Annotated in this window: 18 protein-coding genes and 1 riboswitch; of the genes, 6 read left to right on the top strand and 12 right to left on the bottom strand. The window is 71.2% G+C overall.

Going from position 1 to position 20,843, the window contains the following annotated elements; genetic code table 11:
* The first annotated feature begins 63 nt into the window (after positions 1-63).
* Together HF999_RS03795 and HF999_RS03790 are read left to right on the top strand one after the other, a co-directional pair.
* Entirely contained in the window at positions 64-1,527 is a 1,464-nt protein-coding gene (locus HF999_RS03795) for an NAD-dependent succinate-semialdehyde dehydrogenase (protein WP_168544586.1), read from the top strand.
* Between the two features lie 88 nt (positions 1,528-1,615).
* Positions 1,616-3,052: a sulfatase family protein gene (locus HF999_RS03790; protein ID WP_168544585.1), complete on the top strand. Its 1,437-nt coding sequence runs from the start codon at positions 1,616-1,618 to the stop codon at positions 3,050-3,052.
* 1 nt (position 3,053) lies between these two features.
* On the opposite strand, the gene HF999_RS03785 is transcribed toward HF999_RS03790, so the two are convergent.
* The 7 genes from HF999_RS03785 to HF999_RS03755 form a co-directional block, all read right to left on the bottom strand.
* A complete protein-coding gene (locus tag HF999_RS03785) occupies positions 3,054-3,482 on the bottom strand; it encodes a PIN domain-containing protein (protein WP_168544584.1) in 429 nt (142 codons plus the stop codon).
* Positions 3,479-3,730 (bottom strand): hypothetical protein, encoded by a 252-nt coding sequence (locus HF999_RS03780; RefSeq protein WP_168544583.1) that lies wholly within the window; start codon positions 3,728-3,730, stop codon positions 3,479-3,481. Before HF999_RS03780 ends, HF999_RS03785 begins: the two co-directional genes overlap by 4 nt.
* A gap of 25 nt (positions 3,731-3,755) precedes the next feature.
* Positions 3,756-4,616, bottom strand: coding sequence for a formylglycine-generating enzyme family protein (locus HF999_RS03775; protein WP_446697298.1), 861 nt, complete (start codon positions 4,614-4,616; stop codon positions 3,756-3,758).
* A 47-nt stretch (positions 4,617-4,663) separates the two neighbouring features.
* Complete coding sequence (gene cysC / locus HF999_RS03770; RefSeq protein ID WP_168544581.1) at positions 4,664-6,553, bottom strand: adenylyl-sulfate kinase; 1,890 nt, start codon at positions 6,551-6,553, stop codon at positions 4,664-4,666.
* Positions 6,553-7,491, bottom strand: a complete 939-nt coding sequence (gene cysD / locus HF999_RS03765; protein ID WP_168544580.1) for a sulfate adenylyltransferase subunit CysD — start codon at positions 7,489-7,491, stop codon at positions 6,553-6,555. Before cysD ends, cysC begins: the two co-directional genes overlap by 1 nt.
* Positions 7,488-8,285, bottom strand: coding sequence for a trehalose 2-sulfotransferase (stf0, locus tag HF999_RS03760; protein WP_168544579.1), 798 nt, complete (start codon positions 8,283-8,285; stop codon positions 7,488-7,490). Before stf0 ends, cysD begins: the two co-directional genes overlap by 4 nt.
* Before the next feature lie 93 nt (positions 8,286-8,378).
* Positions 8,379-9,041, bottom strand: a complete 663-nt coding sequence (locus HF999_RS03755) for a TetR/AcrR family transcriptional regulator (protein WP_312854001.1) — start codon at positions 9,039-9,041, stop codon at positions 8,379-8,381.
* Positions 9,042-9,114: 73 nt separating this feature from the next.
* Here HF999_RS03755 and HF999_RS03750 point away from each other — a divergent pair, with 73 nt between their 5' ends.
* The gene (locus tag HF999_RS03750; RefSeq protein WP_168544577.1) at positions 9,115-10,242 is read left to right on the top strand and encodes an FAD-dependent oxidoreductase; all 1,128 of its coding nucleotides are present in this window, start codon (positions 9,115-9,117) and stop codon (positions 10,240-10,242) included.
* Positions 10,243-10,248: 6 nt separating this feature from the next.
* On the opposite strand, the gene HF999_RS03745 is transcribed toward HF999_RS03750, so the two are convergent.
* Positions 10,249-10,533: a chorismate mutase gene (locus HF999_RS03745; RefSeq protein WP_168544576.1), complete on the bottom strand. Its 285-nt coding sequence runs from the start codon at positions 10,531-10,533 to the stop codon at positions 10,249-10,251.
* 43 nt (positions 10,534-10,576) lie between these two features.
* On the opposite strand from HF999_RS03745, the gene HF999_RS03740 reads away from it, so the two are divergent.
* The 3 genes from HF999_RS03740 (at position 10,577) to HF999_RS03730 (ending at position 15,578) form a co-directional block, all read left to right on the top strand.
* Complete coding sequence (locus HF999_RS03740) at positions 10,577-12,421, top strand: hypothetical protein (protein WP_168544575.1); 1,845 nt, start codon at positions 10,577-10,579, stop codon at positions 12,419-12,421.
* A 184-nt stretch (positions 12,422-12,605) separates the two neighbouring features.
* Entirely contained in the window at positions 12,606-13,142 is a 537-nt protein-coding gene (locus tag HF999_RS03735; protein WP_168544574.1) for a hypothetical protein, read from the top strand.
* A 12-nt stretch (positions 13,143-13,154) separates the two neighbouring features.
* Positions 13,155-15,578 (top strand): UvrD-helicase domain-containing protein, encoded by a 2,424-nt coding sequence (locus tag HF999_RS03730; protein ID WP_168544573.1) that lies wholly within the window; start codon positions 13,155-13,157, stop codon positions 15,576-15,578.
* An 87-nt stretch (positions 15,579-15,665) separates the two neighbouring features.
* Here the strand turns inward: HF999_RS03730 and HF999_RS03725 are convergent, their stop codons facing one another.
* The 4 genes from HF999_RS03725 to HF999_RS03710 all read right to left on the bottom strand — a co-directional run bounded on the left by HF999_RS03725 (position 15,666) and on the right by HF999_RS03710 (position 20,396).
* Complete coding sequence (locus tag HF999_RS03725) at positions 15,666-16,673, bottom strand: M23 family metallopeptidase (protein ID WP_168544572.1); 1,008 nt, start codon at positions 16,671-16,673, stop codon at positions 15,666-15,668.
* Between the two features lie 185 nt (positions 16,674-16,858).
* Entirely contained in the window at positions 16,859-18,169 is a 1,311-nt protein-coding gene (locus HF999_RS03720) for an ABC transporter ATP-binding protein (protein ID WP_168544571.1), read from the bottom strand.
* A gap of 27 nt (positions 18,170-18,196) precedes the next feature.
* Positions 18,197-19,543 carry an ABC transporter permease gene (locus HF999_RS03715; protein WP_246207154.1) on the bottom strand — a complete coding sequence of 449 codons (1,347 nt, stop codon included), beginning with the start codon at positions 19,541-19,543 and terminating at the stop codon, positions 18,197-18,199.
* A 127-nt stretch (positions 19,544-19,670) separates the two neighbouring features.
* A complete protein-coding gene (locus HF999_RS03710; protein WP_210733422.1) occupies positions 19,671-20,396 on the bottom strand; it encodes an MgtC/SapB family protein in 726 nt (241 codons plus the stop codon).
* A 237-nt stretch (positions 20,397-20,633) separates the two neighbouring features.
* Positions 20,634-20,802: riboswitch (M-box (ykoK) riboswitch) on the bottom strand.
* Between the last annotated feature and the right edge of the window lie 41 nt (positions 20,803-20,843).

Below are 20,843 nucleotides of genomic sequence, written 5' to 3'. Positions count from 1 at the left end.
ACCTCGTGGGAGGCGGCACAGACCCGGACACGCGACCCGTCCGTCGGGACTAGTGTGGTTGTCATGGCAACCGAGCAGCGCATCCGTGACCTCCTCGACAGCGTCCCCACGGGGATCTTCGTCAACGGCGCGTTCCGCGATTCGAGTTCGGGCGCAACCTTTCCCGTGCACGACCCCGCCACGGAGGAGGTGCTGATCGAGGTCGCGGACGCGACCGCGGAGGACGGTGCGGCCGCACTGGACGCCGCGGTCGCTGCGGGGCCGGCGTGGGCGGCGGCGCCCGCGCGCGAGCGTGCCGAGATCCTGCGCGCCGCCTACGCGGGGCTCGTCGCCCGGACGGACGACTTCGCGCTGCTGATGACCCTCGAAATGGGCAAGGCCCTGCCGGAGTCGGCCAACGAGGTGCGCTACGGCGCGGAGTTCTTCCGTTGGTTCTCCGAGGAGGCCGTGCGGATCGCCGGCCGCTACACCCCCGCGCCGGCCGGCACGGGCCGGATCCTGGTGAGCAAGGCCCCCGTCGGGCCGTGCCTGGCGATCACCCCCTGGAACTTCCCCCTCGCGATGGGTACGCGCAAGCTCGGCCCCGCGCTCGCCGCGGGTGCCACCATGCTGGTCAAGCCCGCCGGGCTCACCCCGCTCACGATGCTGTTGCTCGCAGAGGTGCTCAAGGACGCGGGCGTGCCCGACGGCGTGGTCTCGGTGTTGCCCACGTCGAAGTCCTCGGCGTTGACCGGGCCGCTGCTGCGCGACCCCCGCCTGCGCAAGCTCACCTTCACCGGGTCCACGGAGGTGGGCCGCACGCTCATCGAGCAGTCCGCGCCCGGCGTGCTGCGCACCTCCATGGAACTGGGCGGCAACGCGCCCTTCGTCGTGTTCGACGACGCCGATGTGGATCACGCGGTCGCGCAGGCCGTGCTCGCGAAGCTGCGCAACGGTGGCGAGGCCTGCACCGCGGCGAACCGGTTCCACGTGCACGAGTCCGTGATCGGGGAGTTCACGGACAAGCTGGTCGAGGCGATGGGCGCGTACGTCCTCGGCCCCGGCGTGCAGGACGGCGTCACGATCGGCCCGCTCATCTCGGCGGACCAGCAGAACATCGTCTCCGAGCTGGTGCAGGACGCGGTCGCGAAGGGTGCGACGCTGCGGCTCGGCGGGGTCGCGCCCGAGGGGCCGGGGCACTTCTTCCCGCCGACGGTGCTGGCCGACGTCCCGGCCGACGCGCGGATCCTCTCCGAGGAGGTGTTCGGGCCGGTCGCCCCGATCGTCCCGTTCTCCGACGAGGACGAGGCCGTGACCGCCGCGAACGCCACCGAATACGGCCTGGTCTCGTACGTCTTCACCCGCGACCTCGACCGCGCGCTCCGGCTCTCGGACCGTCTCGACAGCGGGATGGTCGGCGTGAATCGCGGCGTCATCTCCGATCCCGCCGGCCCGTTCGGCGGCGTGAAGGCCTCCGGGTTCGGTCGCGAGGGCGGCAGTGAGGGCATCGAGGAGTACCTGGAGACGCGCTACATCGCCCTGCAGTAGCCCCCGGGGCACGTGCGGGCTCGGCTCACTGTGAGCGCAAACCTCGCCGCGCACCGGTGCACTGTGGCAATGTCGAGGTGTGGTGGACATGGCGGCGGGCGACGGATCTCGGAAGAACGTGATCCTGGTGCACTGGCACGACCTGGGCCGGCACCTCACCTGTTACGGCGCGCAGGGCGTGGTCAGTCCGAACCTGGACCGCCTCGCGGCCGAGGGCATCCGGTTCACCGACGCGCACGCGACGGCGCCACTCTGCTCACCCGCGCGCGGCTCGCTCTTCACGGGCCTGCACCCGCACCGCAACGGCCTCGTCGGGCTGGCGCACCACGGCTTCGAGTACCGCGACCACGTGCGCACGCTGCCGTCGTTGCTCGGCGAGGCGGGGTACCGCAGCGCGCTGTTCGGCATGCAGCACGAGAGCGCGGACCCCACGCGCCTCGGGTTCGACACCGCCGACGTCTCGGACTCGCTGTGCGACTACGTGGTCGCGCGCTCGCAGGAGTGGCTCGCCGACGCCGCCGCGCACGAGGAGCCCTTCTTCCTGACCGCCGGCTTCTTCGAGACGCATCGGCCGTACCCGGCGGACGAGTACCCGCCGGCCGACCCCGACGCGATCGGCGTCCCCGGCTTCCTCCCGGACACCGCGCAGGTCCGCGAGGACCTCGCCGGGCTGCACGGCAGTATCACGGCCGCCGACGCCGCGGTCGGGCGGCTGCTCGACACCGTCGACGAGCTGGGCCTGGCTGAGAACACCTGGGTCCTGTTCATCACCGACCACGGCCTCGCCTTCCCGCGCGCCAAGTCGACGCTGTACGGCGAGGGCACCGGCGTCGCCTTCATCGCCCGCCCGCCTCGTGCCCTCGGCCTCGCGCCGCGCGTCTACGACGACCTGTTCTCGGGCGTCGACCTGACCCCGACGGTCCTCGACCTCCTCGGCCTGCCCCTGCCCGAGGACCTGGACGGCGAGACCCACGCCGCGGAGCTCCTCGAGCCCACCGGTGAGCAGGTGCGCGCCGGGCTGTTCACGCAGAAGACCTACCACGACGCCTACGACCCGATCCGCGCCGTGCGCACCAAGCAGTTCAGCTACATCGAGAACTACGCCGACCGGCCCGCGCTGCTGCTGCCGCTCGACATCGCGGACAGCTCGTCCGCCGCCTCGCTCGACCCGTACGAGACGGCCGCGCCGCGGCCCCGTCGTGAGCTCTACGACCTGGTCGTGGACCCGTACGAGCGGCACAACGTGGTCGATGAGCCGTCCTACCGGTGGGTGGCGCGGCGCCTCGCCGGCATCCTCGCCGACTGGCGCGAGGAGACCGGTGACGTGCTGCCGACCGAGGCCGAGGGCACCGCGATCGCCGAGGCCTTCATGGCCGCGTTCTTCGCCGGCCGGGCGGAGCCCGACGCCGACGAGACGCCGCTGCCCTCGCGTCGCCCGCAGGGCGAGCGCCGCGAACTGGTCCCGCGCGAGTCGGCCGCCCGCGAGTCGGCCGAGCGGGCTCGCACCGACGCCGCGAACGCCTGACCTACACCCGCACCTGCCGGAACTCCGGCGCCACCTCCGCGATCCGCTCGTAGTCGCTGTCGCGATGCACCACCACAGCGTCGTGGCGGATCGCGATCGCCGCGATCATCGTGTCGACGGGGCCGGCCGCGCGTACGTTGCCGGAGTGCCAGAGTCGGCGCTGCAGCTCGACGGAGACGGCGTGAGTTTCGACGCCGGGGTGCAGCACATCGAGGAACTCCCAGTTCGTGGCGTATTCGGACTCCCACTCGCGAGGAGAACGTGTGGAGTAGAGCGCTTCGAGGAGCTGCGGCGCGCATGCCGCGAGGAAGTTCCCGCCGACCGTGAACGATTCCAGGGCGGTGCCGCGGATCTGGCCGATCTGGATCCTCGACCACACGGAGTTGTCGACGATGTGGGGAACCGGTCGCTCGTCGAAGGGGAGTGTCACCGCCGCGCCTCCTTGAGGAACTCAGGATCCGCCAGCGCGGCGTAGGGGCCGTCCGGGTTCGAAGCGATCCGCTTGATCATGTCCCGCTGGAGCTTCTGCTTGAGCGCCAGCTCTACGAGGCTGACCACCATGTCTTGATTGGATGCGTAGCCCAGCTCTTCCCGCGCCCGGTCGAAGAGCCCTTCGGGCGCGCGCAGGGAGGTCAACTTGAGTGGAGCGTCGCGGAATTCAGGCAGCGATACGGACATGTCGCACCTCCGGTGTATATCGGATCTATGGAATCACGATATCAGAATCGGACACGGTGCGGAATCCGATGTTGCTCGCCGTCGAGGTCGGAGTGTTGTGGCTGCGGGCCGCCGTGCGGTAGCGGTAGCAGTAGGAGTCGTGGCACAGGTGGCTGCCGCCGCGCAGCACCCGGGCGGTGCCGCGGTCGGGGCCCGCGGGCGAGTGCTCCGGTGAAACCCGGTAGTAGCGAGCCGAATAGCGGTCCACGCACCACTCCCACACGTTCCCCACCGCCTGATACAGGCCGTAGCCGTTGGGCGCGTAGGACCTCGCCGGAACGGTGCCGACGGCACCGTCGGGCTCCGGAAAGGCGCCGACGAAGACATTGCAGTCCCGGCCCGGCACGGGGTGCTCGTCGCCCCACGGATAACGCGTGCCGTCGAGACCGCCGCGCGCCGCGTACTCCCACTGCGCCTCCGTCGGCAGGGCCCGCCCGGCCCAGGCGCAGTAGGCCAGCGCGTCCGCGTGCGAGACGTGCACGACCGGATGCTCGTCCAGTCCGACGCTGCCCGGCCCGCCCGGCGCGCGGAAGGTCGCGCCCGGCACCGTCAGCCACCAGGGCGTACCGGGGACCGGCACCCCCGCCGACGGGTCGGCCGCAGTGGCCCGGAAGACCGCGGAGGCACCGAACCGCTCGGCGTCGGTGACGTACCCCGTCGCGTCGGCGAAGGCCGCGAACGCGGCGACGGTCACCGTCGTCGCGTCGATCGCGAAGCCCGGCAGCACGACCCGGTGCACCGGGAGCTCGCCGTCGGCGCGGTAGCCCTCGCCGTGCGCGTCGCCCATCGCGAAGGCGCCCGCGGGCACCCGGGCCTGCTCGATCGGGTGCGCGCCGCCGCCCGGCACCGCGCCGGCCTGCGGCGGTAGGTCCGGGCCCTCGGGCGTGCAGCAGCTCACTCCTGCAGTATTCCCCGCTGAACGAGCAGCGCGATCACCCGCTGCGCGAGCTCGTCGGTGTCGGCACCGGTGGTGTCGAACGTGAGGTCCGGCGCCTCCGGCTTCTCGTACGGCCCGTCGACACCGGTGAGGCCCCGCAGCTCGCCGCGGTCCGCGCGGGCGTAGAGGCCCTTCGGGTCGCGCCGGCGGCACTCGGAGACCGGCGTCGAGACGTGCACCTCGAGGAAGTCGATCTCGGCGGCGAGATTCAACTCCCGGGCGATGTCGCGATCGGACCGCAGCGGCGAGACGAGCGAGGCGATCGAGATGACGCCGGCGTCCGCGAACAGGCGCGTCAGGTGCCCCACGCGGCGGACGTTCTCGGCCCGGTCGCCGGGGGAGAAGCCCAGGTCGTCGGAGATGCCGTGGCGGATGTTGTCGCCGTCGATGAGGTAGGCGACGCGGCCCCGCGAGACCAGCGCCCGCTCGAGGGCGACCGCCACCGTCGACTTGCCGGACGCGGGTAGGCCAGTGAACCAGACGGTGGCGCCGCGCTGCCCGGTCCGTGCCCACCGCTCCGCGCGGCCCAGTGAGCTGGGGTGCCAGCGGATGTCGTTGCGGGTCGCCTGCCCGGGAACCACCTCGCGCGCCACGGCGATGGTGCCGGCGCCGACGGTGTCGTTGCTCGCCTCGTCGATGAGGATCAGCGCGCCGGTGTCCCGGTTCTGCGCGTACGGGTCGGCCACCACCACCGACGACGTCCGCAGCGTCACGGTGCCGATGTCGTTGAGCGCCAGCTCACTCGGCCCGACCTGCTCGATCAGCGTCTCCGGGTCCAGGCGCCGTTCCAACGACTGGACGGTCGCGCGGACCGTCGCCGTGGCGTGCTTGAGCGCGACGCGGTCCCCGGCGCGCAGCGGCTTCTCCGCCAGCCAGCAGACGGTGACCTCGAGCTCGCGGGCGTTCACCGGCAGGTGCGCACCCTCGGCGCCGGAGACGAGGACGTCGCCGCGGCCCACGTCGATGTCGTCGGCCAGCTCGACGGACACCGACAGCGGCGCGACCGCCACCGCCCGGTCTGCGTCGAGGGTGTCGAGCGCCGTCACCGTCGACCTGCTGCCCGACGGCAGGACCAGCACCTCGTCGCCCACGGTCAGCGTGCCGGCGGCGACGCGTCCGGCGTACCGTCGGCGCCGCTCGGCGGTGGGCCGGGAGACCCACTGGACCGGCAGGCGCAGCTCCGTGGCCACGGCCGACGGTGCGCGCAGCGGCACGCCCTCGAGGTGCTCGAGCAGCGTGGGCCCGTCGTACCAGGGGGTGCGCGCCGAGCGGTGCACCACGTTGTCACCGAGCTTGGCGGCCAGCGGGATCGCGGGGATCGCGTCCAGGCCGAGCCGCACCGCGAGCTCGGCGAGCTCCGCCTCGACCTCCGCGAACCGGTCCGCGGAGAAGTCGACGAGGTCGATCTTGTTCACCGCGGCGATGACGTGCGGCACGCCGAGGAGCGTCGCGATGCGGGCGTGCCGGCGGGTCTGCCGCAGCACGCCCTTGCGGGCGTCCACCAGCAGGATCGCGACGTGCGCGTTCGACGCGCCGGTGAACATGTTGCGGGTGTACCGCTCGTGGCCCGGGGTGTCGGCGAGCACGTAGCTGCGCGACTCGGTGGAGAAGAAGCGGTACGCGACGTCGATGGTGATGCCCTGCTCACGCTCGGCGCGCAGGCCGTCGGACAGGGCCGCGAGGTCCACCTCGTCGCCGTCGGTGACCGCGTCGAGGTGGTCGGTGGGCAGGCTGCCGGTGTCGTGCAGCAGGCGGCCGATCAGCGTGGACTTGCCGTCGTCGACGGATCCCGCGGTCGCCAGGCGCAGCAGCTGCCGCGTGGTCGGTGGTGCCAGCACGTCCGTCATCAGAAATAGCCCTCTTTCTTCCGGTCCTCCATGGCGGCGGCCGACGTGCGGTCGTCGGCGCGGGTCTCGCCCCGCTCCGAGACGGTGGCGGCGGAGATCTCCGCGATCACATCGCCGATCTCGGTGGCGCGGCTGCGGACCGCGCCGGTGATGGTCAGGTCGCCGACGGTGCGGTACCGGACCCACTCCCGGGTCACGGTCTCGCCGGCGCGCGGCTGCGTGAACTCCGAGACGGCCAGCAGGATCCCGTCGCGCTCGAAGACCTCGCGCTCGCTCGCGTAGTAGATCGGCGGCAGTTCCAGGCCCTCGAGCTCGATGTAGCGCCAGATGTCGAGCTCGGTCCAGTTCGACAGCGGGAAGACGCGGACGGACTCGCCGCGGCGGATCCGGCCGTTGTACAGCGACCAGGGCTCGGGACGCTGCGCCCGCGGGTCCCACTGGCCGAACTCGTTGCGGAAGCTGAACACCCGCTCCTTGGCGCGGGCCCGCTCCTCGTCGCGGCGGGCGCCGCCGAACGCCGCGTCGAACCTCCCGGCCTCCAGCGCGTCCAGCAGCGTGCGCGTCTGCAGCCGGTTCCGCGAGCCGGAGGACTCGGTGGACTCGGCCACCCGGCCGGCGTCGATCGACTCCTGCACCGAGGCGACGATGAGCTCGATCCCGTCGGGGTTCTCGGCGGTCGGGGCCACGCGGCGGTCGCGGAAGTCGATCACCTCGGCGAAGTTGTGGCCCGTGTCCACGTGCAGGATCGGGAAGGGCAGCGGCGAGGGCCGGAATGCCTTCTCCGCCAGGCGCAGGAGCACGATGGAGTCCTTGCCGCCCGAGAACAGCAGCACCGGGCGCTCGAGTTCCGCGACCACCTCGCGGATGATGTGGACCGCCTCGGCCTCGAGGACGCGCAGCTCGTCGACGGCGGAGATCGGTTCGGTCACAGTGCTCATACGGGGTATCCGTTCTCGGCGGCATCGGCGCGGTAGCGCTCCGCCCACTCCTTGGAGCGGTCGTTGGACTGGGGTTTGAGCGGCGGCGGGGGAGCGAGCTGCGGGTCCTGCCCGATCGCGTCCAGCACGCGCGCCGTCGTCTTCTGCGGGTCGGCGGTGAGCTCGTGGAAGTCGATCTCGAGCGGCGTGATGCCCTCGAACGCGAACCACGCCCGCCACGACCGCTCCTGTTCGCGCAGGATCCCGGCAAGGTGGGCGATCCCCTCGGCGCGGTACACCGCGCGCTCGTCGCGCTCCCGGTCGTGATCGGGATCGTCGCGCCACACGCGGGTCTGCACGGCGCGCCACATCGAGACCGCCTGGGAGACCACGTCGGGTCGGTGGACGTGCACGTACAGGGGGTCGGCACCGTCGAACAGGGAGCGGATGGCCGTCCGGACCGAGCCCGACGCGGTGCGGGTGCGGGCCACGAGGACGGGTGTCTGGTTCCACATGAGCTTGCCGCCCCAGACGCCGTTGGGCGTCCGGCCCGCGCGCCGCACGTCGTCGCGCCACTGCGCGGGGCCGCGCGGGTCGACGGTGCCGGGGTCGATCGGGTCGAGCAGGTCGAGCAGCGGCGGATCGTCGACGCCGGCGAACCATTCGCGCGGCTGCGGCGACAGCGACGAGGACGGGTAGTACTGGAAGAACTCCTCGGGCCGCCCGGCGACGCCGGTGGCGGCCAGTGACTCCACGAGGAGGGTGCTCCCGCTGCGCTGGCTGGCGCACACGAGGTAGTCGTCAGGGCTGGGCATGCGGACAGTCTGGCGCAGAAGGGCCCTCCGACCAGGGGTTCGACGGCACCGTGAACGTGATCCTTGACGGATCACCGCCGGTGTGGTGCTGCGCTAGAGCGCGTCGATGCCGGCCAGGAGCAGGTCGAGCCCGGCGAGGAACTGGGCGCGGTCGTCGTGGCGGGCCATGGTCCCGGCGATGCGGCGCAGGTACGGGAATTCGGCCGGGTCCAGCTGCTCGATGCGGGCCGCGACGTCGCCCAGCAGCTCCTCGCGGCCGGGGCCGCTGCGGGCGAGTTCCGAGCGCGCGTTGGCGGCGTTCTGGGCCGCCGCGCCCAGGACATAGCCGACGATCGCGGTGGCGGCGTCGAACAGCGCCGCGTCCGGCGGGTCCATCGCCAGCACTGCGCTGCCGATCCGTTCGCTGAACAGCAGGTTCGCCGGCCGACCCGGATCGGCCATCACCTGGGCTGCCAGCCACGGGTGATCGTCGATCGTGTCGAACAGGGTGAGCGCGAGCTCGCGGATCGCCTCTCGGGGGTCGCGGTCGCCCGCGGGCACGGCGAGGATCGGCCGCAGGACGGCGTCGGTCGCGGCGGCGAGGAGCTCGTCCTTGCCGGCGACGTGGTGGTAGATCGCCCCGCTGCCCGTGTTCAGAGCGCTGCCCAGGGCGCGGAAGGTCAGGGCGTCGGCCCCGCTCACGTCGAGCAGGGCGATCGCGGCGTCGACGATGCGGTCGCGGGACAGGGCGTCGGTGCGGCGGCTGTGGGGTGGCACGGTTCCATCTTGACACGAATGGAACGCTGTTCCAAACTCGTATGGAACGTTGTTCCAATGAAAGGGAAGCGCCATGCACACACCCATCACGATCATCGGCGCCGGACTCGGCGGCCTCGCCCTGGCCCGCGTCCTGCACGTCCACGGCATCGAGGCGGTGATCTACGAGGCCGAGCCGACGCCCATGTCGCGCACGCAGGGCGGCCAGCTCGACATCCACGAGGCCGACGGCCAGGCCGCGATCGAGGCGGCCGGCCTCACCGCGCAGTTCCGCGAGCTGATCCACACCGGCGGCGAGGCGACCCGGGCCCTCGGTCGCGACGGCACCGTCCTCCTCGACCTCCCGGACGACGGCGACGGCGGCCGGCCCGAGGTGCTCCGCGGCGAGCTGCGGCAGCTCCTCATCGATTCCCTACCGGCCGACGCCATCCGCTGGGGCGCGAAGGTGGTCGCCGTGCGCGCGCTCGGCGGCGGCCGGCACGAGCTGACCCTCGCCGACGGGACCGTCGTCCCGACCGGACTGCTGGTCGGGGCCGACGGGGTCTGGTCGAAGGTGCGCGCGCTGGTGACGGATGCGGCACCGTCGTACTACGGCACCACCTACGTCGAGACCTACCTGCACGACGTCCGGAGCCGCCACCCCGGCATCGCGGAGCTGGTGGGGGAGGGTGCCATGTTCGCGCTCGCGCCGGGCCGGGGGATCAGCACGCACGCGGAGGCGGGCGACATCGTCCACACGTACGCGCAGCTGCACGTCCCCGAGGAGTGGGCCGACGGGATCGACTGGGCGGACGCCGCGGCGGCGGACCGCGTGCTGGCCGAGTACCCGGGCTGGTCGGGGGAACTGACCCGCCTCATCGGCGAATCGGACACGCCGCTCGTGCCACGACGGCTCTACACCCTGCCGGTCGGGCTGCGCTGGGAGCACGTCCCCGGCGTCACGCTGGTCGGCGATGCCGCGCACGTCAGCCCGCCGGCCGGGGAGGGCGCCAACATCGCGCTGTTCGACGGTGCCGAGCTGGCCCGGCACATCGTCGAGAATCCCGGCGACCTCGACGCCGCACTCACCGCCTACGAGAGCGGGATGTTCGACCGCGCGGAGGCGTCCGCGGTGTCCGCGGGCGAGGTGGCGACGATGATGCTCGGCGAGGACGCCCCGAACAGCCTGCTGGAATTCTTCGCGGGCGTCGGCCGGGCCTGACGGGCCCTACCTGCCGAGCGGGCCGCGCCCGAGGCGCAGCAACAGCATCGCCAGGGTGTGCCCCTCGCGGCCGAGCTCGGAGAAGCGCTCGAGCACCTTCATCTCCCGCGAGTGCACCAGGCGCGTGCCGCCCGAGGCCATGCGCGTGCGGCCGATGATCTGCGAGACCTCACTGCGGCGCTTGATCGCGGCCAGGATCTCCGCGTCGAGGCGATCGATCTCCTCGCGCAGGGCCTGGATCTCCTCTTCGGCGAGCGGCGTCTCGGCGCCGGTGTCGTCCGGTGTGCTCATGGGTTCAAGTTTTCCACAGGCGCGGGATCTACCATCGAGCACCGTGCGTCCGTCCTCGTTCCCCGCTCCGCAGCGCCTCCTGTGGGTCGGCGCGGCGGCGCTCATCGCGGTGTCGCTCGCGGTCCGGGCGTACGTCCTCGCGCGGGGGAACTTCTACTGGGACGACGTGGCCTTCATCGGGCGGGCGTCGCGGCCGCTGACCGACCTGAGCGCCTGGTTCGTCGACTACGACGGACACTTCATGCCCGGTACCCTGTTCGCCGCCGCGGCCCTGACCAAGGTCGCGCCGCTGAGCTGGCCGGCGGCCGCGGCATCGATCCTGGTCCTGCAGTTGCTGGCATCGCTGGCCACGCTGCGGGCCCTGGTCGTGGTCGCCGGGCGGCGGCCGGTGGTGCTGGTCCCGTTCGTGTTCTTCCTGTTCAGCCCGCTCACGCTGACGGCGATGGCGTGGTGGGCGTCCGGTCTCAACGCGCTGCCGCTGCAGATCGGGTCGGCGGTCGTGGTCGCCGAGACGGTGCGCTACCTGCGCGGCCGCCGTCGTTCGGGCTGCTACGCCGTGCTCGCGCTACTGCTCTCGCTGCTGTTCTTCGAGAAGGCGCTGGTCATCCCGTTCGTCGCGCTGGCGACGGCCTGCCTGCTGCCCTACCTGCGGGGGCACCGTCGGCCCGTGCGGACGGTGTTGCGGCGCGGCCGGTGGCTGTGGGGCGCGTTCGCGATGGTCGTCGCGGCGTGGATCGTGCTGTGGCTGACCGTCACGGCGTCGCGGCCGGGCACGCACACCGTCGGGTTCACGGCCCGGACGCTGTGGCGGTCGGTGAACGCCGTGATCGCGCCGGCCGCGGTCGGCGGGCCGTGGACGTGGACGCGCACCAATCCCGGGCCGCCGCTGGTGGTGACGGGCATCGCCCTGACCGTGGTGGGCCTGCTGGTCACGGCGTTGATCGTGCTGGCCACGGGGCTCCGCGCGCCGCGCGGGCTCGCCGCCTGGGGCGCGGCGGTGCTGTACTTCCTGGGCGTGTCCTCGACGGTGTTCTTCCTGCGCAGCTCCGAGTACACCTCGCCACTGCTGCCGCTGTCGCTGCGCTACTTCGCTGACTTCGCCTGGGTGCTCACGCTGGCCGGCGCGCTGGTACTGCGTCGTGAATCCGGCCGATTCCGGTCCCGGGAGGCCGGATTCGGCCTCGTGTTGTCGAAATCCGCCGGTTTCACCAGGGATCGCCGCCTGTGGATCGCCGTCGTGATCGTGTTCGCGCTCAGCGGTACCGTCTCCGCCGTTCGCTTCGCCCCGGTCTGGGCCGACAACCCCACGGGGTCCTACCTGCGCGAACTGCGTGCGGGCTCCGTCGAGTACGCCGGGCGTGAGGTGCTCGATCAGGAGGTCTACGGCGATGTCCTGAGCCGGCTGTCCGGCCCGAACAATCGCCTCTCGCGGATCCTCGCGACCCAGCCCTCGCATCCGCGGTTCGCGGAGTACGCGGGGGAGGCCACCGTCATCGACCGGTCGGGACGATTCCAGCCCGGCCGCGTCACCCGGGTCCGCAGCCTGCCGCTCGGGCCCTTCCCCTGCGGTACCCGGGTCGACGACGGTGCCCCCGCCGCCCTCGCCTTCGAGGGACCGCTGGCGTTCTGGGACTGGGTCGTGGAGCTCAACTACCTCGCCTCGGCCGACGGTGTCGTCGTCCTGCAGCAGCAGCGCGGGGCCACGCCGGTCCGCGTGCCGCTCCGCAGGGGCGCGCACACCGTCTACGCCCGGGTCACGGGGACGGGCGACGGTCTCGTCGCGCGCGCGGAGACGCCGGGGCTGGTCGTCTGCGTGGGCAGCGGGCCGGTCGGACTGCTGGTCCCGGCGTCCGCGCCGGCCGTGGCACCCGTTGCTGCACCGCGCTGACCTGCATGATGCACTGAACTGCGAATACTTCACACCAAGGGCTTCATCCGTATGACACACACCGTCGTTCACGGGCCCAAGTGCGTCACGTCGTGATCGCAACGGACCACTCGCGCCGTGCTACTTTCGCATGATGAACGCCCAGTTCGCAGTATTGCGTCGTGTGCTGGTCACTATGCTCGGGATGGCGCTCATCGCACTCGCCAACGGCCTGCTCACGAACGAGATCTTCGGTGCTCCCAAGGGTGTTTACCTGTTCGTCGGCAAGACCTACCCCACGACCGGGGTGGCCGGCCAGACGCTACGGACGGTTCGCGGTTACTCCGCGGCGACGGTGTCGTCATCGGGGTGGTCGGCCATCACGCCCTGCGAAACGGATCATGCATTCGTCTGCGTCGGCATGAACATCGAGGTCGAAGGTGCCTCTGTAGTCGCCTTCGACTTCCGCCCCGACGAATTCGTGCTCGAGGTCGGGGGCGCCGAGGTGAAGTCCGGTGGGCCCGCCGCCGACGCGACCAAGATGGCCGTTCCGGTCGGGCCCAAGACTCTCGACCGCGGGCAGACCTACTCGACCGCGGTGAACTTCGCGGTGCCCGTGAACACCGTGCGATCGGCTGCGGTGTTCAGCTGGCGATACGGCGGGGAGGTTGTCGCGGCGTGGACGTACTCGACCCCGCTGTGGCCCGAGCCGGATCCGAAACTTGTCACCCGCCCCGGCTAGGCTGGACGGGAGATGAGTAACCCAGCACCGCAGCAGTCCGGACTCCGCCAACGTCAGCCCTTCTCGCGCTCGAATGCGCAGGTGGAGCGGCAGGAGCGCGGGCAGGAACTACTGGAGGGGCTCAACCCGCAGCAGCGGGCGGCGGTCCTCCACGAGGGCTCGCCGCTGCTCATCGTCGCGGGCGCGGGCTCGGGGAAGACGGCGGTGCTCACCCGTCGCATCGCCTACCTGCTGGCGGCGCGCAACACGCACCCGGGGCAGGTCCTGGCGATCACGTTCACGAACAAGGCCGCCGCGGAGATGCGGGAGCGCGTCGCCGGGCTCATCGGTCCTCGCGCGAAGATCATGTGGGTCTCCACGTTCCACTCCACCTGCGTGCGGATCCTGCGCGCCCAGGCCGGGCTGCTGGCGGGGATGAACTCCAATTTCTCCATCTACGACGCGGACGATTCGCGCCGGCTGCTCACCATGATCGTCAAGGACATGGGGCTGGACGCGAAGAAGTTCGCGCCGCGCGCGTTGGCAACGCACATCAGTAACCTCAAGAACGAGCTGATCGACCCGGAACGGGCGTCGGTGGACGCGGCGAAGACGGGGGAGCCCTTCGCGGTCACCGTCGCCGAGGTGTACGGCACCTACCAATCCCGCCTGCGCGGCGCGAACGCCTTCGACTTCGACGATCTCATCGGGGAGACGGTGGCGCTGCTCCAGTCGCACCCGAATGTCGCGCAGTACTACCGCCGCCGGTTCCGGCACGTGATGGTCGACGAGTACCAGGACACCAACCACGCGCAGTACGTGCTGGTGCGTGAGCTCGTGGGGCTGGAGACCGACGCGGACGGCGTGGAGCCCAGCGAGCTGTGCGTCGTGGGTGATGCCGACCAGTCGATCTACGCCTTCCGCGGTGCCACGATCCGCAACATCGAGGAGTTCGAGCGCGACTTCCCGAACGCCGAAACCATTCTGCTGGAACAGAACTACCGATCCACTCAGACCATCCTGTCCGCGGCGAACGCCGTGATCTCCCGCAACGCGGGCCGGCGCGACAAGAAGCTGTGGACGGATCAGGGCGATGGCACGCTCATCACGGGCTATGTCGCCGACAACGAGCACGATGAGGCGAGCTTCGTGGTCTCGGAGGTCGACGCGCTGGCGGACCAGGGCGTCAAGTACAGCGATGTGGCGATCTTCTACCGCACCAACACCGCCGCCCGCGTGCTGGAAGAGGTGTTCATCCGGCACGGCGTGCCCTACAAGGTGGTCGGCGGCGTCCGCTTCTACGAGCGCAAGGAGGTCCGCGACCTCGTCGCCTACCTGCGCGCGATCGACAATCCGAACGACACCGTCAGCCTGCAGCGCATCGTCAACACCCCGCGCCGCGGCATCGGCGACCGCGCCCAGGCCTGCCTCACGGTGCACGCGGAGAACCACGGGGGCACCTTCAGCAGCGCCATCGACGACGCCGTCGAGGGCACCGTCGCCATGCTGAACCCCCGCTCGCGCAACGCCATCGCGTCGTTCTCGGGACTGATGGCCGACCTGCGCCGGACCGCCGCGGACGACGATCAGGACCTCGGCGACCTGCTCGACGCCGTCGTCGAGAAGACGGGGTACCGGGCCGAGCTCGAGGGCTCCTCCGACCCGCAGGACGGTGCGCGTCTGGAGAACATCGAGGAGCTGATCAGCGTCGCGCGGGAGTTCTCCGCGCAGGACTTCACCGATGTGGTGGTCGACGAGGGCGCTCCGGAGCCCGGCTCGCTGGCCGCGTTCCTGGAGCGGGTCTCGCTGGTGGCCGACGCCGATCAGGTCCCGGACGACGAGGCGGGCGTCGTCACGATGATGACGCTGCACACCGCCAAGGGGCTCGAGTTCCCGGTCGTCTTCGTGACCGGCTGGGAGGACGGCCAGTTCCCGCACATGCGGGCTCTCGGTGACGAGGCCGAGCTCGCGGAGGAACGCCGCCTGGCCTACGTCGGCATCACCCGCGCACGCGAGCGGCTGTACGTCAGCCGCGCGATGATCCGCTCCACGTGGGGCGATCCCATGCAGAACCCGGAGTCGCGGTTCCTCGCGGAGATCCCGCAGCACCTCATCGACTGGCGCCGCACCGAGCCCAAGGGCGCTCGGTTCGGCGGTTCGCGCGGCGTGTTCGGGCAGGACCGTCAGTCCTGGGGCGGGAGTACGTACGGCGGTCGGGGCGGGTCGCAGGGCGCCGACGGTGGCTGGAAGTCCAAGCGGGAGCCCAAACCGGCGCGGCGCTCGAACAAGCTCAAGCTCACCGTGGGCGACAGGGTGCTGCACGACTCGTTCGGCATGGGCACCGTCACCCGGATCACCGCGCAGGGCAGCACGATGGAGCAGACGACCTTCGATTTCGGCTCGGCCGGCACGATGACGCTGATGTCGCACTTCGGCCTGCCGATGGAGAAGCTCTGACGGGGCGGTAGCGGTCCACCCGCCTCACCGCAACGCGAAAGGCGCCTCGGATTCCTTCCGGGGCGCCTTCTGCGTGTTCAGGAGCTGCTAGACGTTGACGCCGCGCTCGGCCAGCCAGGCCTGCGGGTCCATCTTCGCGCCGGCGGGGCTGTGCACCTCGAAGTGCAGGTGCGGGCCGGTGGAGTAGCCGTTGCTGCCGACCCAGCTGATCAGGTCGCCCGCCTTGACGGTCTGGCCGGCGTGCACGTTCACGTTGTACATGTGGCCGTAGACCAGGACGGTGCCGTCCGAGAGCCGGATCTTGATCCAGATGCCGAAGCCGGACGCGGGACCCGCGTCGGTCACGACGCCGTCGGCCGCGGCGAACAGCGGGGTGCCGAGCGGCGCGGCCAGATCGAGGCCGCCGTGCATGGCGCCCCAACGGGTGCCGAAGTTCGAGGTGAGCGTGGCGCCGTTGACCGGTGCGATCACCTTGGGGCGCATGGAGTCGATGATGCGCTTGTCATCGGCGTCCTTGCGGGCCTTACCGCCCGCGAGACCGGCGGTGAACTGGTCCATGTCCTGGGCGGGCGGCAGCGGCGCCTGGCGGGCGGCGTTGGCCTCGGGGCCCGGTGCGGGCGCGATGGGCTGCTGCGAGGTCGACGGGCCCTCGTCGGGCGCGGTCGCGACGGCGGCACCGGCGACGGTCGCGCCGGCGGCCAGGGCCAGCAGTGCGGCGCGGCCCCGGAGTGCGTGCGGGGGAGCGGGAACGCGGTGCTTGCCGCCACGGCGGACGGGGTCGGCGAGGGGCTCGGGGGCGAGCTCGGGCTCGGCGAGGAGTGCGGTGTCCTCGTCCTCGTCCAGGGCCGGACCGTCGAACCGCGGGGTGCCGGTGAACAGCACCTCGGGGATCATGAGGTCCTGCGTGACCTCCGAGCGGGAGGGGCGGTAGAGCAGCGCCGATTCGCCGTCGGACGCATCGGTCCAGGTCTCGGCGTAGGCGGCTTCGAGGCGGGCCTCGAGCTCGTCCAACGGGATGATCGCGGTGATCGACTCATCGTCCAGTACCTGCGTGGAGCTCTTGAAGCTCACGTGGTCCTCGCGACTCCGTGTCATATCTCGCCTACTCCAACCGTATAACCGCACTTCGGGCCACTCGGTGATCTGACGATGTCCTCGCCGTGACCGCTCTGTGACCCGCGTCCCGTCGACGATAACGAAATGATTGCGATGAGACAACCTCTAGGGGTGTGCCCGACGCGAATGTGCGCTTGGTCACAGTGCGATAACAAAGTACCGGATCACGACAGTGTTGCCCCCGGGTCGAGCCGGATCCGGTCGGCGTCCGCGTCGTAATCGTAGAGCTCCGCGTACCTGCCCCAGTCGACGGCCAGCCGCATCTGCCGGTCCGCGTCCTCCGGGCCGAACCCGCGCCGCAAGAGGTCGACGAACAGACCGAGCCGGACCGCACCGTCGTTCGAGGAGCGCAGGGTGCGCAGGATCGTCCGGACCAGGGGTGCTCGCGCCGCGGCCTGCTGCGCGAACACCTCCTTCGCCTCGATGAGCGGCACCGTCACGAAGGTGCGGCCCTCCTCGGTGATGCTGATGTCGTTGCCGGTCACCTCGACGAGACCCAGCATCGCGGCCGCGTCGACGAGCGGCATGATGTCGTCCAGTTCGAAGTTGAGGTCCGCGGCCAGGTCGGGCAGGTCGGCGTGGTCGTGGCGCGCGTGCACGAGCTCGACGAGGCCCGCCATCCCGCCGACGGTGGCGTCGGGCAGCGGGCGGCTGACGGGGGTCGCCTCGCCGGGGTCGGGTGCGTGCTCGATCTCGACGCTGCGTCCGGTGAGGGCGCCGTACAGTTCGTCGACGATCGCCTCGAACTCGGCCGCGGTGCGCGTGCGCGGCCGGGGTAGATCGATCCGGGTCTCGTGGACGATCCGCCCGGGCTTGGAACCGAGCACGACGACGCGATCGGCGAGCAGCACGGCCTCCTCGATGTTGTGGGTGACGATGCACACGCTCCGGGTTGGGAAGTCGTCCTGCGCCCACAGTTCGACGAGCTCGCCCCGCAGGTTCTCGGCGGTGAGCACGTCCAGGGCGGAGAAGGGCTCGTCCATCAGCAGTAGGTCCGGCTCGAGGACCAGGGCTCGGGCGAAGCCGACGCGCTGCCGCATGCCGCCGGACAGCTCCCGCGGGTACGCCGACTCGAAACCGTCGAGGCCGATGGTGTCGATCGCGGCGAGCGCCCGGGCGCGGCGCTCCGCGCGGGGCACGTTCCGGGCGGCGAGCCCGAGCTCGACGTTGTCCTGGACCGTCAGCCAGGGCATCAGGGCGAAGGACTGGAAGATCATGGCCGTGCCCGGGTTGGGGCCGGAGAGGGCGGCACCGTCGGCCTCGACGGTGCCGGACGTGGCGGGGATGAGCCCGGCGATGATCCGGAGCAGGGTCGACTTGCCCGAACCCGATCGGCCGAGGAGGGCGACGATCTCGCCCGGCTCGATGGTGAGGTCGATGTCGTCGAGGACGGTCAGGGTGTCGCCGCGGGCGCCCTCGAAGCTCGTGGTGAGGCCGGCGAGACGGATCAGCGCGGTGGCGGTGGTGACGGTCATGGGAGGGCTCCTTGTTATACGGGGTGGCTAGAGGGAGTAGCGGCGTTCGGCGACGCGGTAGAGGCGGCGCCAGAGCGCCGCGTTGGTGCCGACGACGAACAGGCACATGACGACGATGCCGAGCAGCAGGTGCGAGACGTGCTCCGCGCCGGTGGCCGCCGTGGCGCGGGCGATGTAGTCGCCGAGACCGAAGGCGTGCTGCGTGTCGCCGTCGTACGACACGATCTCGGCCACGATCGAGGCGTTCCAGGCGCCGCCCGCCGCGGTGATGCCGCCCGTCACGTAGCCGGCGAAGACCCCGGGCAGGAGTACGTGGCGCCACCTCATCGTTCGGGGCAGCCGCATGTCGGCGGCGGCCTCGAGCAGGTCGCCGGGGATCGCGCTGGCCGCCGCGATGACGTTGAACAGGATGTACCACTGCGTGCCGAGTGCCATGAGCACGATGCCGCCCAGGTTCAGCGGGATGTGCCAGGCCACGAACACCGCTGTGACCAGTGGGAACAGGAAGTTCGCCGGGAAGCTGGCGCAGATCTGGATGATCGGCTGCAGAGCGCGGCTCAGCGCGGGGTTCAGGCCGATGATCACGCCGATCGGGACCCAGATCACGGTGGCGACGGCCATCACCACGGCGACGCGTCCCATCGTCGCGAGCCCGAGGAGCAGGACGTGGCCGACCTCGCCGATGCCCGCATCGCGCAGGATCAGCTCGACTGCGCGCCACAGCCCGTAGGCCACGATCGCACCCACGACGAGCGCGAACATCGCGTCGCCCAGTCGCCTGCGGGCCGGATGCCCGACGGTGGCCGGCGCGCTCCGGCCGAGCGCGCCGAAGGTCGCGTCGAGGGCGGTGACGACGGGGTTCGTCAGGCGGCGGACGGCGGAACCGGCGTGCGAGCGGCGCAGGACGCCGAGGACCAGTGATTTCGGCTCGCGACCGGAGGCCGAGTCCTCGAGCCGGAACCGTTCGGCCCACGCGGTGAGCGGGCTCCAGAACAGCAGGTTCACGCCGACGATCACCACGATCATCGCGACGATCGCCCACCCGACGCGGCCGAGGTCACCGTCGGACGAGGCGGTCGCGACGTAGGCGCCGATGCCGGGGAGCGCGTACGAGTGGCCCGCGACGGAGACGGCCTCGGAGGCGGTGAGGAAGAACCAGCCGCCGCCGAAGCTCATCATCGCGTTCCAGACCAGCGGGATCATCCCGCTGGGCACGTCGAGACGCCAGAACCGTTGCCAGCGGGACAGTCCCAGGTTCTGGGCCGCCTCGCCGAGGTCGCGCGGCTGGCCGATGAGGCTCTGGTAGAAGGCGAAGGTCATGTTCCACGCCTGCGAGGTGAAGATCGCGAAGATCGCGGCGCATTCGAGCCCCATCGTGGAGCCGGGGAACAGGGCGATGAAGAGCGTGACCGTGATCGAGAGGAAGCCGAGGATCCGAACCGCCGTCGGGCCCGGTCGCGGTCCCGGGCGGGCAGCAGTGCGCTGCCGAGGGGCATTGTGGTCACAGGTCGACCTCCTCGTGGTCGGTGAGAACGTCCCAGCGGACCGCCGTGACCGACGGCTCCATGCTGAGCTGGCTGATGGCGGATTCGAGGGCGCGGTCGTCGCGGCCGTCGGCGGCGAGTGTGGCGCGCACCTCGACCCGGCCCTCCGTCGCGTTGGTACTGCTGATGGATTGCAGATGGAAGGCGGTGCGGCTCAGCGCCTGTACGAGCATGACCCGGACGTGCGCCTCGTTCTCGTCGCGTGTCACGGCGACGAACTCGTACCGGCTGGGAGCCTCCTTGCCGGTGTCCGGCGCCCTGTCGACGGCGTGCCCGACCGACCGCAGTGCGGTGTTCACGCCGATCACGACGGCGGTACCGAGCGCGGCCGGCACGTACATCCCCGAACCGGCGAGTGCGCCGACCGCGGCCGAGCACCACAGCGTGGCGGCGGTGTTCAGGCCGCGCACGGTGAGGCCGTCGCGCAGGATCACGCCGCCGCCGAGGAAGCCGATTCCGGACACGATCTGTGCCGCGACGCGGGTGGGGTCGCCGCCGCCGAATCCGTAGGCGGACAACACGACGAAGAGTGCCGAGCCGACGGAGACGAGGGCATTGGTGCGCAGGCCCGCCATCCGGGCGCGGTACTGGCGTTCGAGTCCGATCAGGGTGCCGAGCCCGACGCCGGCGGCGATGCGCAGCAGCATGTCGAGCAGGTCGATGTTCGTGGTGGAGGTGTGCATGGTGTTCCCTCGTCCGGGCACGCGCTACCGCGCCGCGGGCCCGATGGCCGCGGCGGAGCAGGGGGTGGGAGATATCAGTGGGTCGAGGACCGGGGTGGGTCCTCGACCCGGATCACGGTGCGCTCAGCGGGTTCCCGCGGTGATGCGGGAAATGCCGAGCGAGAGATGGTGACTGTCGTCGGTCATGAGCATCACCTCCATCGGTCGAACCGCGCGCCGCAGGAGGAAAGTGAAGAAATCGCCCCTCCACGTCAGACCTTCAGCACTTCGCGGCGTGAACCCGTGAACGGGAGCCAATCGGGGCGCACCCTTAATCCGGATGCGCCTGTCCTGACCCGGGGCGTCTCTCGACGTTCGGGGTCGCTGGCCTGTTTCCGCGAAGGAGCCTCAGCGAACGATTGGCGCCTTGCGCAACAAGCATGACACGGGGTCCGGGACGGGGCAAGC

The sequence above is a fragment of the Tsukamurella spumae genome (genome assembly GCF_012396015.1).
GTDB classification, from domain to species: domain Bacteria; phylum Actinomycetota; class Actinomycetes; order Mycobacteriales; family Mycobacteriaceae; genus Tsukamurella; species Tsukamurella spumae.
The sequence above is the reverse complement of the archived record's forward strand: the minus strand, read 5'-3'. Positions and strand labels throughout refer to the sequence as shown.

What these genes read in the sequence shown, in the direction of transcription:
- HF999_RS03795 (WP_168544586.1), top strand. Translation starts at nt 64, where the DNA reads ATGGCAACCGAGCAGCGCATCCGTGACCTCCTCGACAGCGTCCCCACG.
- HF999_RS03790 (WP_168544585.1), top strand. Translation starts at nt 1,616, where the DNA reads ATGGCGGCGGGCGACGGATCTCGGAAGAACGTGATCCTGGTGCACTGG.
- HF999_RS03780 (WP_168544583.1), bottom strand. Translation starts at nt 3,730, where the DNA reads ATGTCCGTATCGCTGCCTGAATTCCGCGACGCTCCACTCAAGTTGACC.
- cysC (WP_168544581.1), bottom strand. Translation starts at nt 6,553, where the DNA reads ATGACGGACGTGCTGGCACCACCGACCACGCGGCAGCTGCTGCGCCTG.
- cysD (WP_168544580.1), bottom strand. Translation starts at nt 7,491, where the DNA reads ATGAGCACTGTGACCGAACCGATCTCCGCCGTCGACGAGCTGCGCGTC.
- stf0 (WP_168544579.1), bottom strand. Translation starts at nt 8,285, where the DNA reads ATGCCCAGCCCTGACGACTACCTCGTGTGCGCCAGCCAGCGCAGCGGG.
- HF999_RS03750 (WP_168544577.1), top strand. Translation starts at nt 9,115, where the DNA reads ATGCACACACCCATCACGATCATCGGCGCCGGACTCGGCGGCCTCGCC.
- HF999_RS03745 (WP_168544576.1), bottom strand. Translation starts at nt 10,533, where the DNA reads ATGAGCACACCGGACGACACCGGCGCCGAGACGCCGCTCGCCGAAGAG.
- HF999_RS03735 (WP_168544574.1), top strand. Translation starts at nt 12,606, where the DNA reads ATGGCGCTCATCGCACTCGCCAACGGCCTGCTCACGAACGAGATCTTC.
- HF999_RS03730 (WP_168544573.1), top strand. Translation starts at nt 13,155, where the DNA reads ATGAGTAACCCAGCACCGCAGCAGTCCGGACTCCGCCAACGTCAGCCC.
- HF999_RS03725 (WP_168544572.1), bottom strand. Translation starts at nt 16,673, where the DNA reads ATGACACGGAGTCGCGAGGACCACGTGAGCTTCAAGAGCTCCACGCAG.
- HF999_RS03720 (WP_168544571.1), bottom strand. Translation starts at nt 18,169, where the DNA reads ATGACCGTCACCACCGCCACCGCGCTGATCCGTCTCGCCGGCCTCACC.
- HF999_RS03715 (WP_246207154.1), bottom strand. Translation starts at nt 19,543, where the DNA reads ATGGGGCTCGAATGCGCCGCGATCTTCGCGATCTTCACCTCGCAGGCG.
- HF999_RS03710 (WP_210733422.1), bottom strand. Translation starts at nt 20,396, where the DNA reads ATGCACACCTCCACCACGAACATCGACCTGCTCGACATGCTGCTGCGC.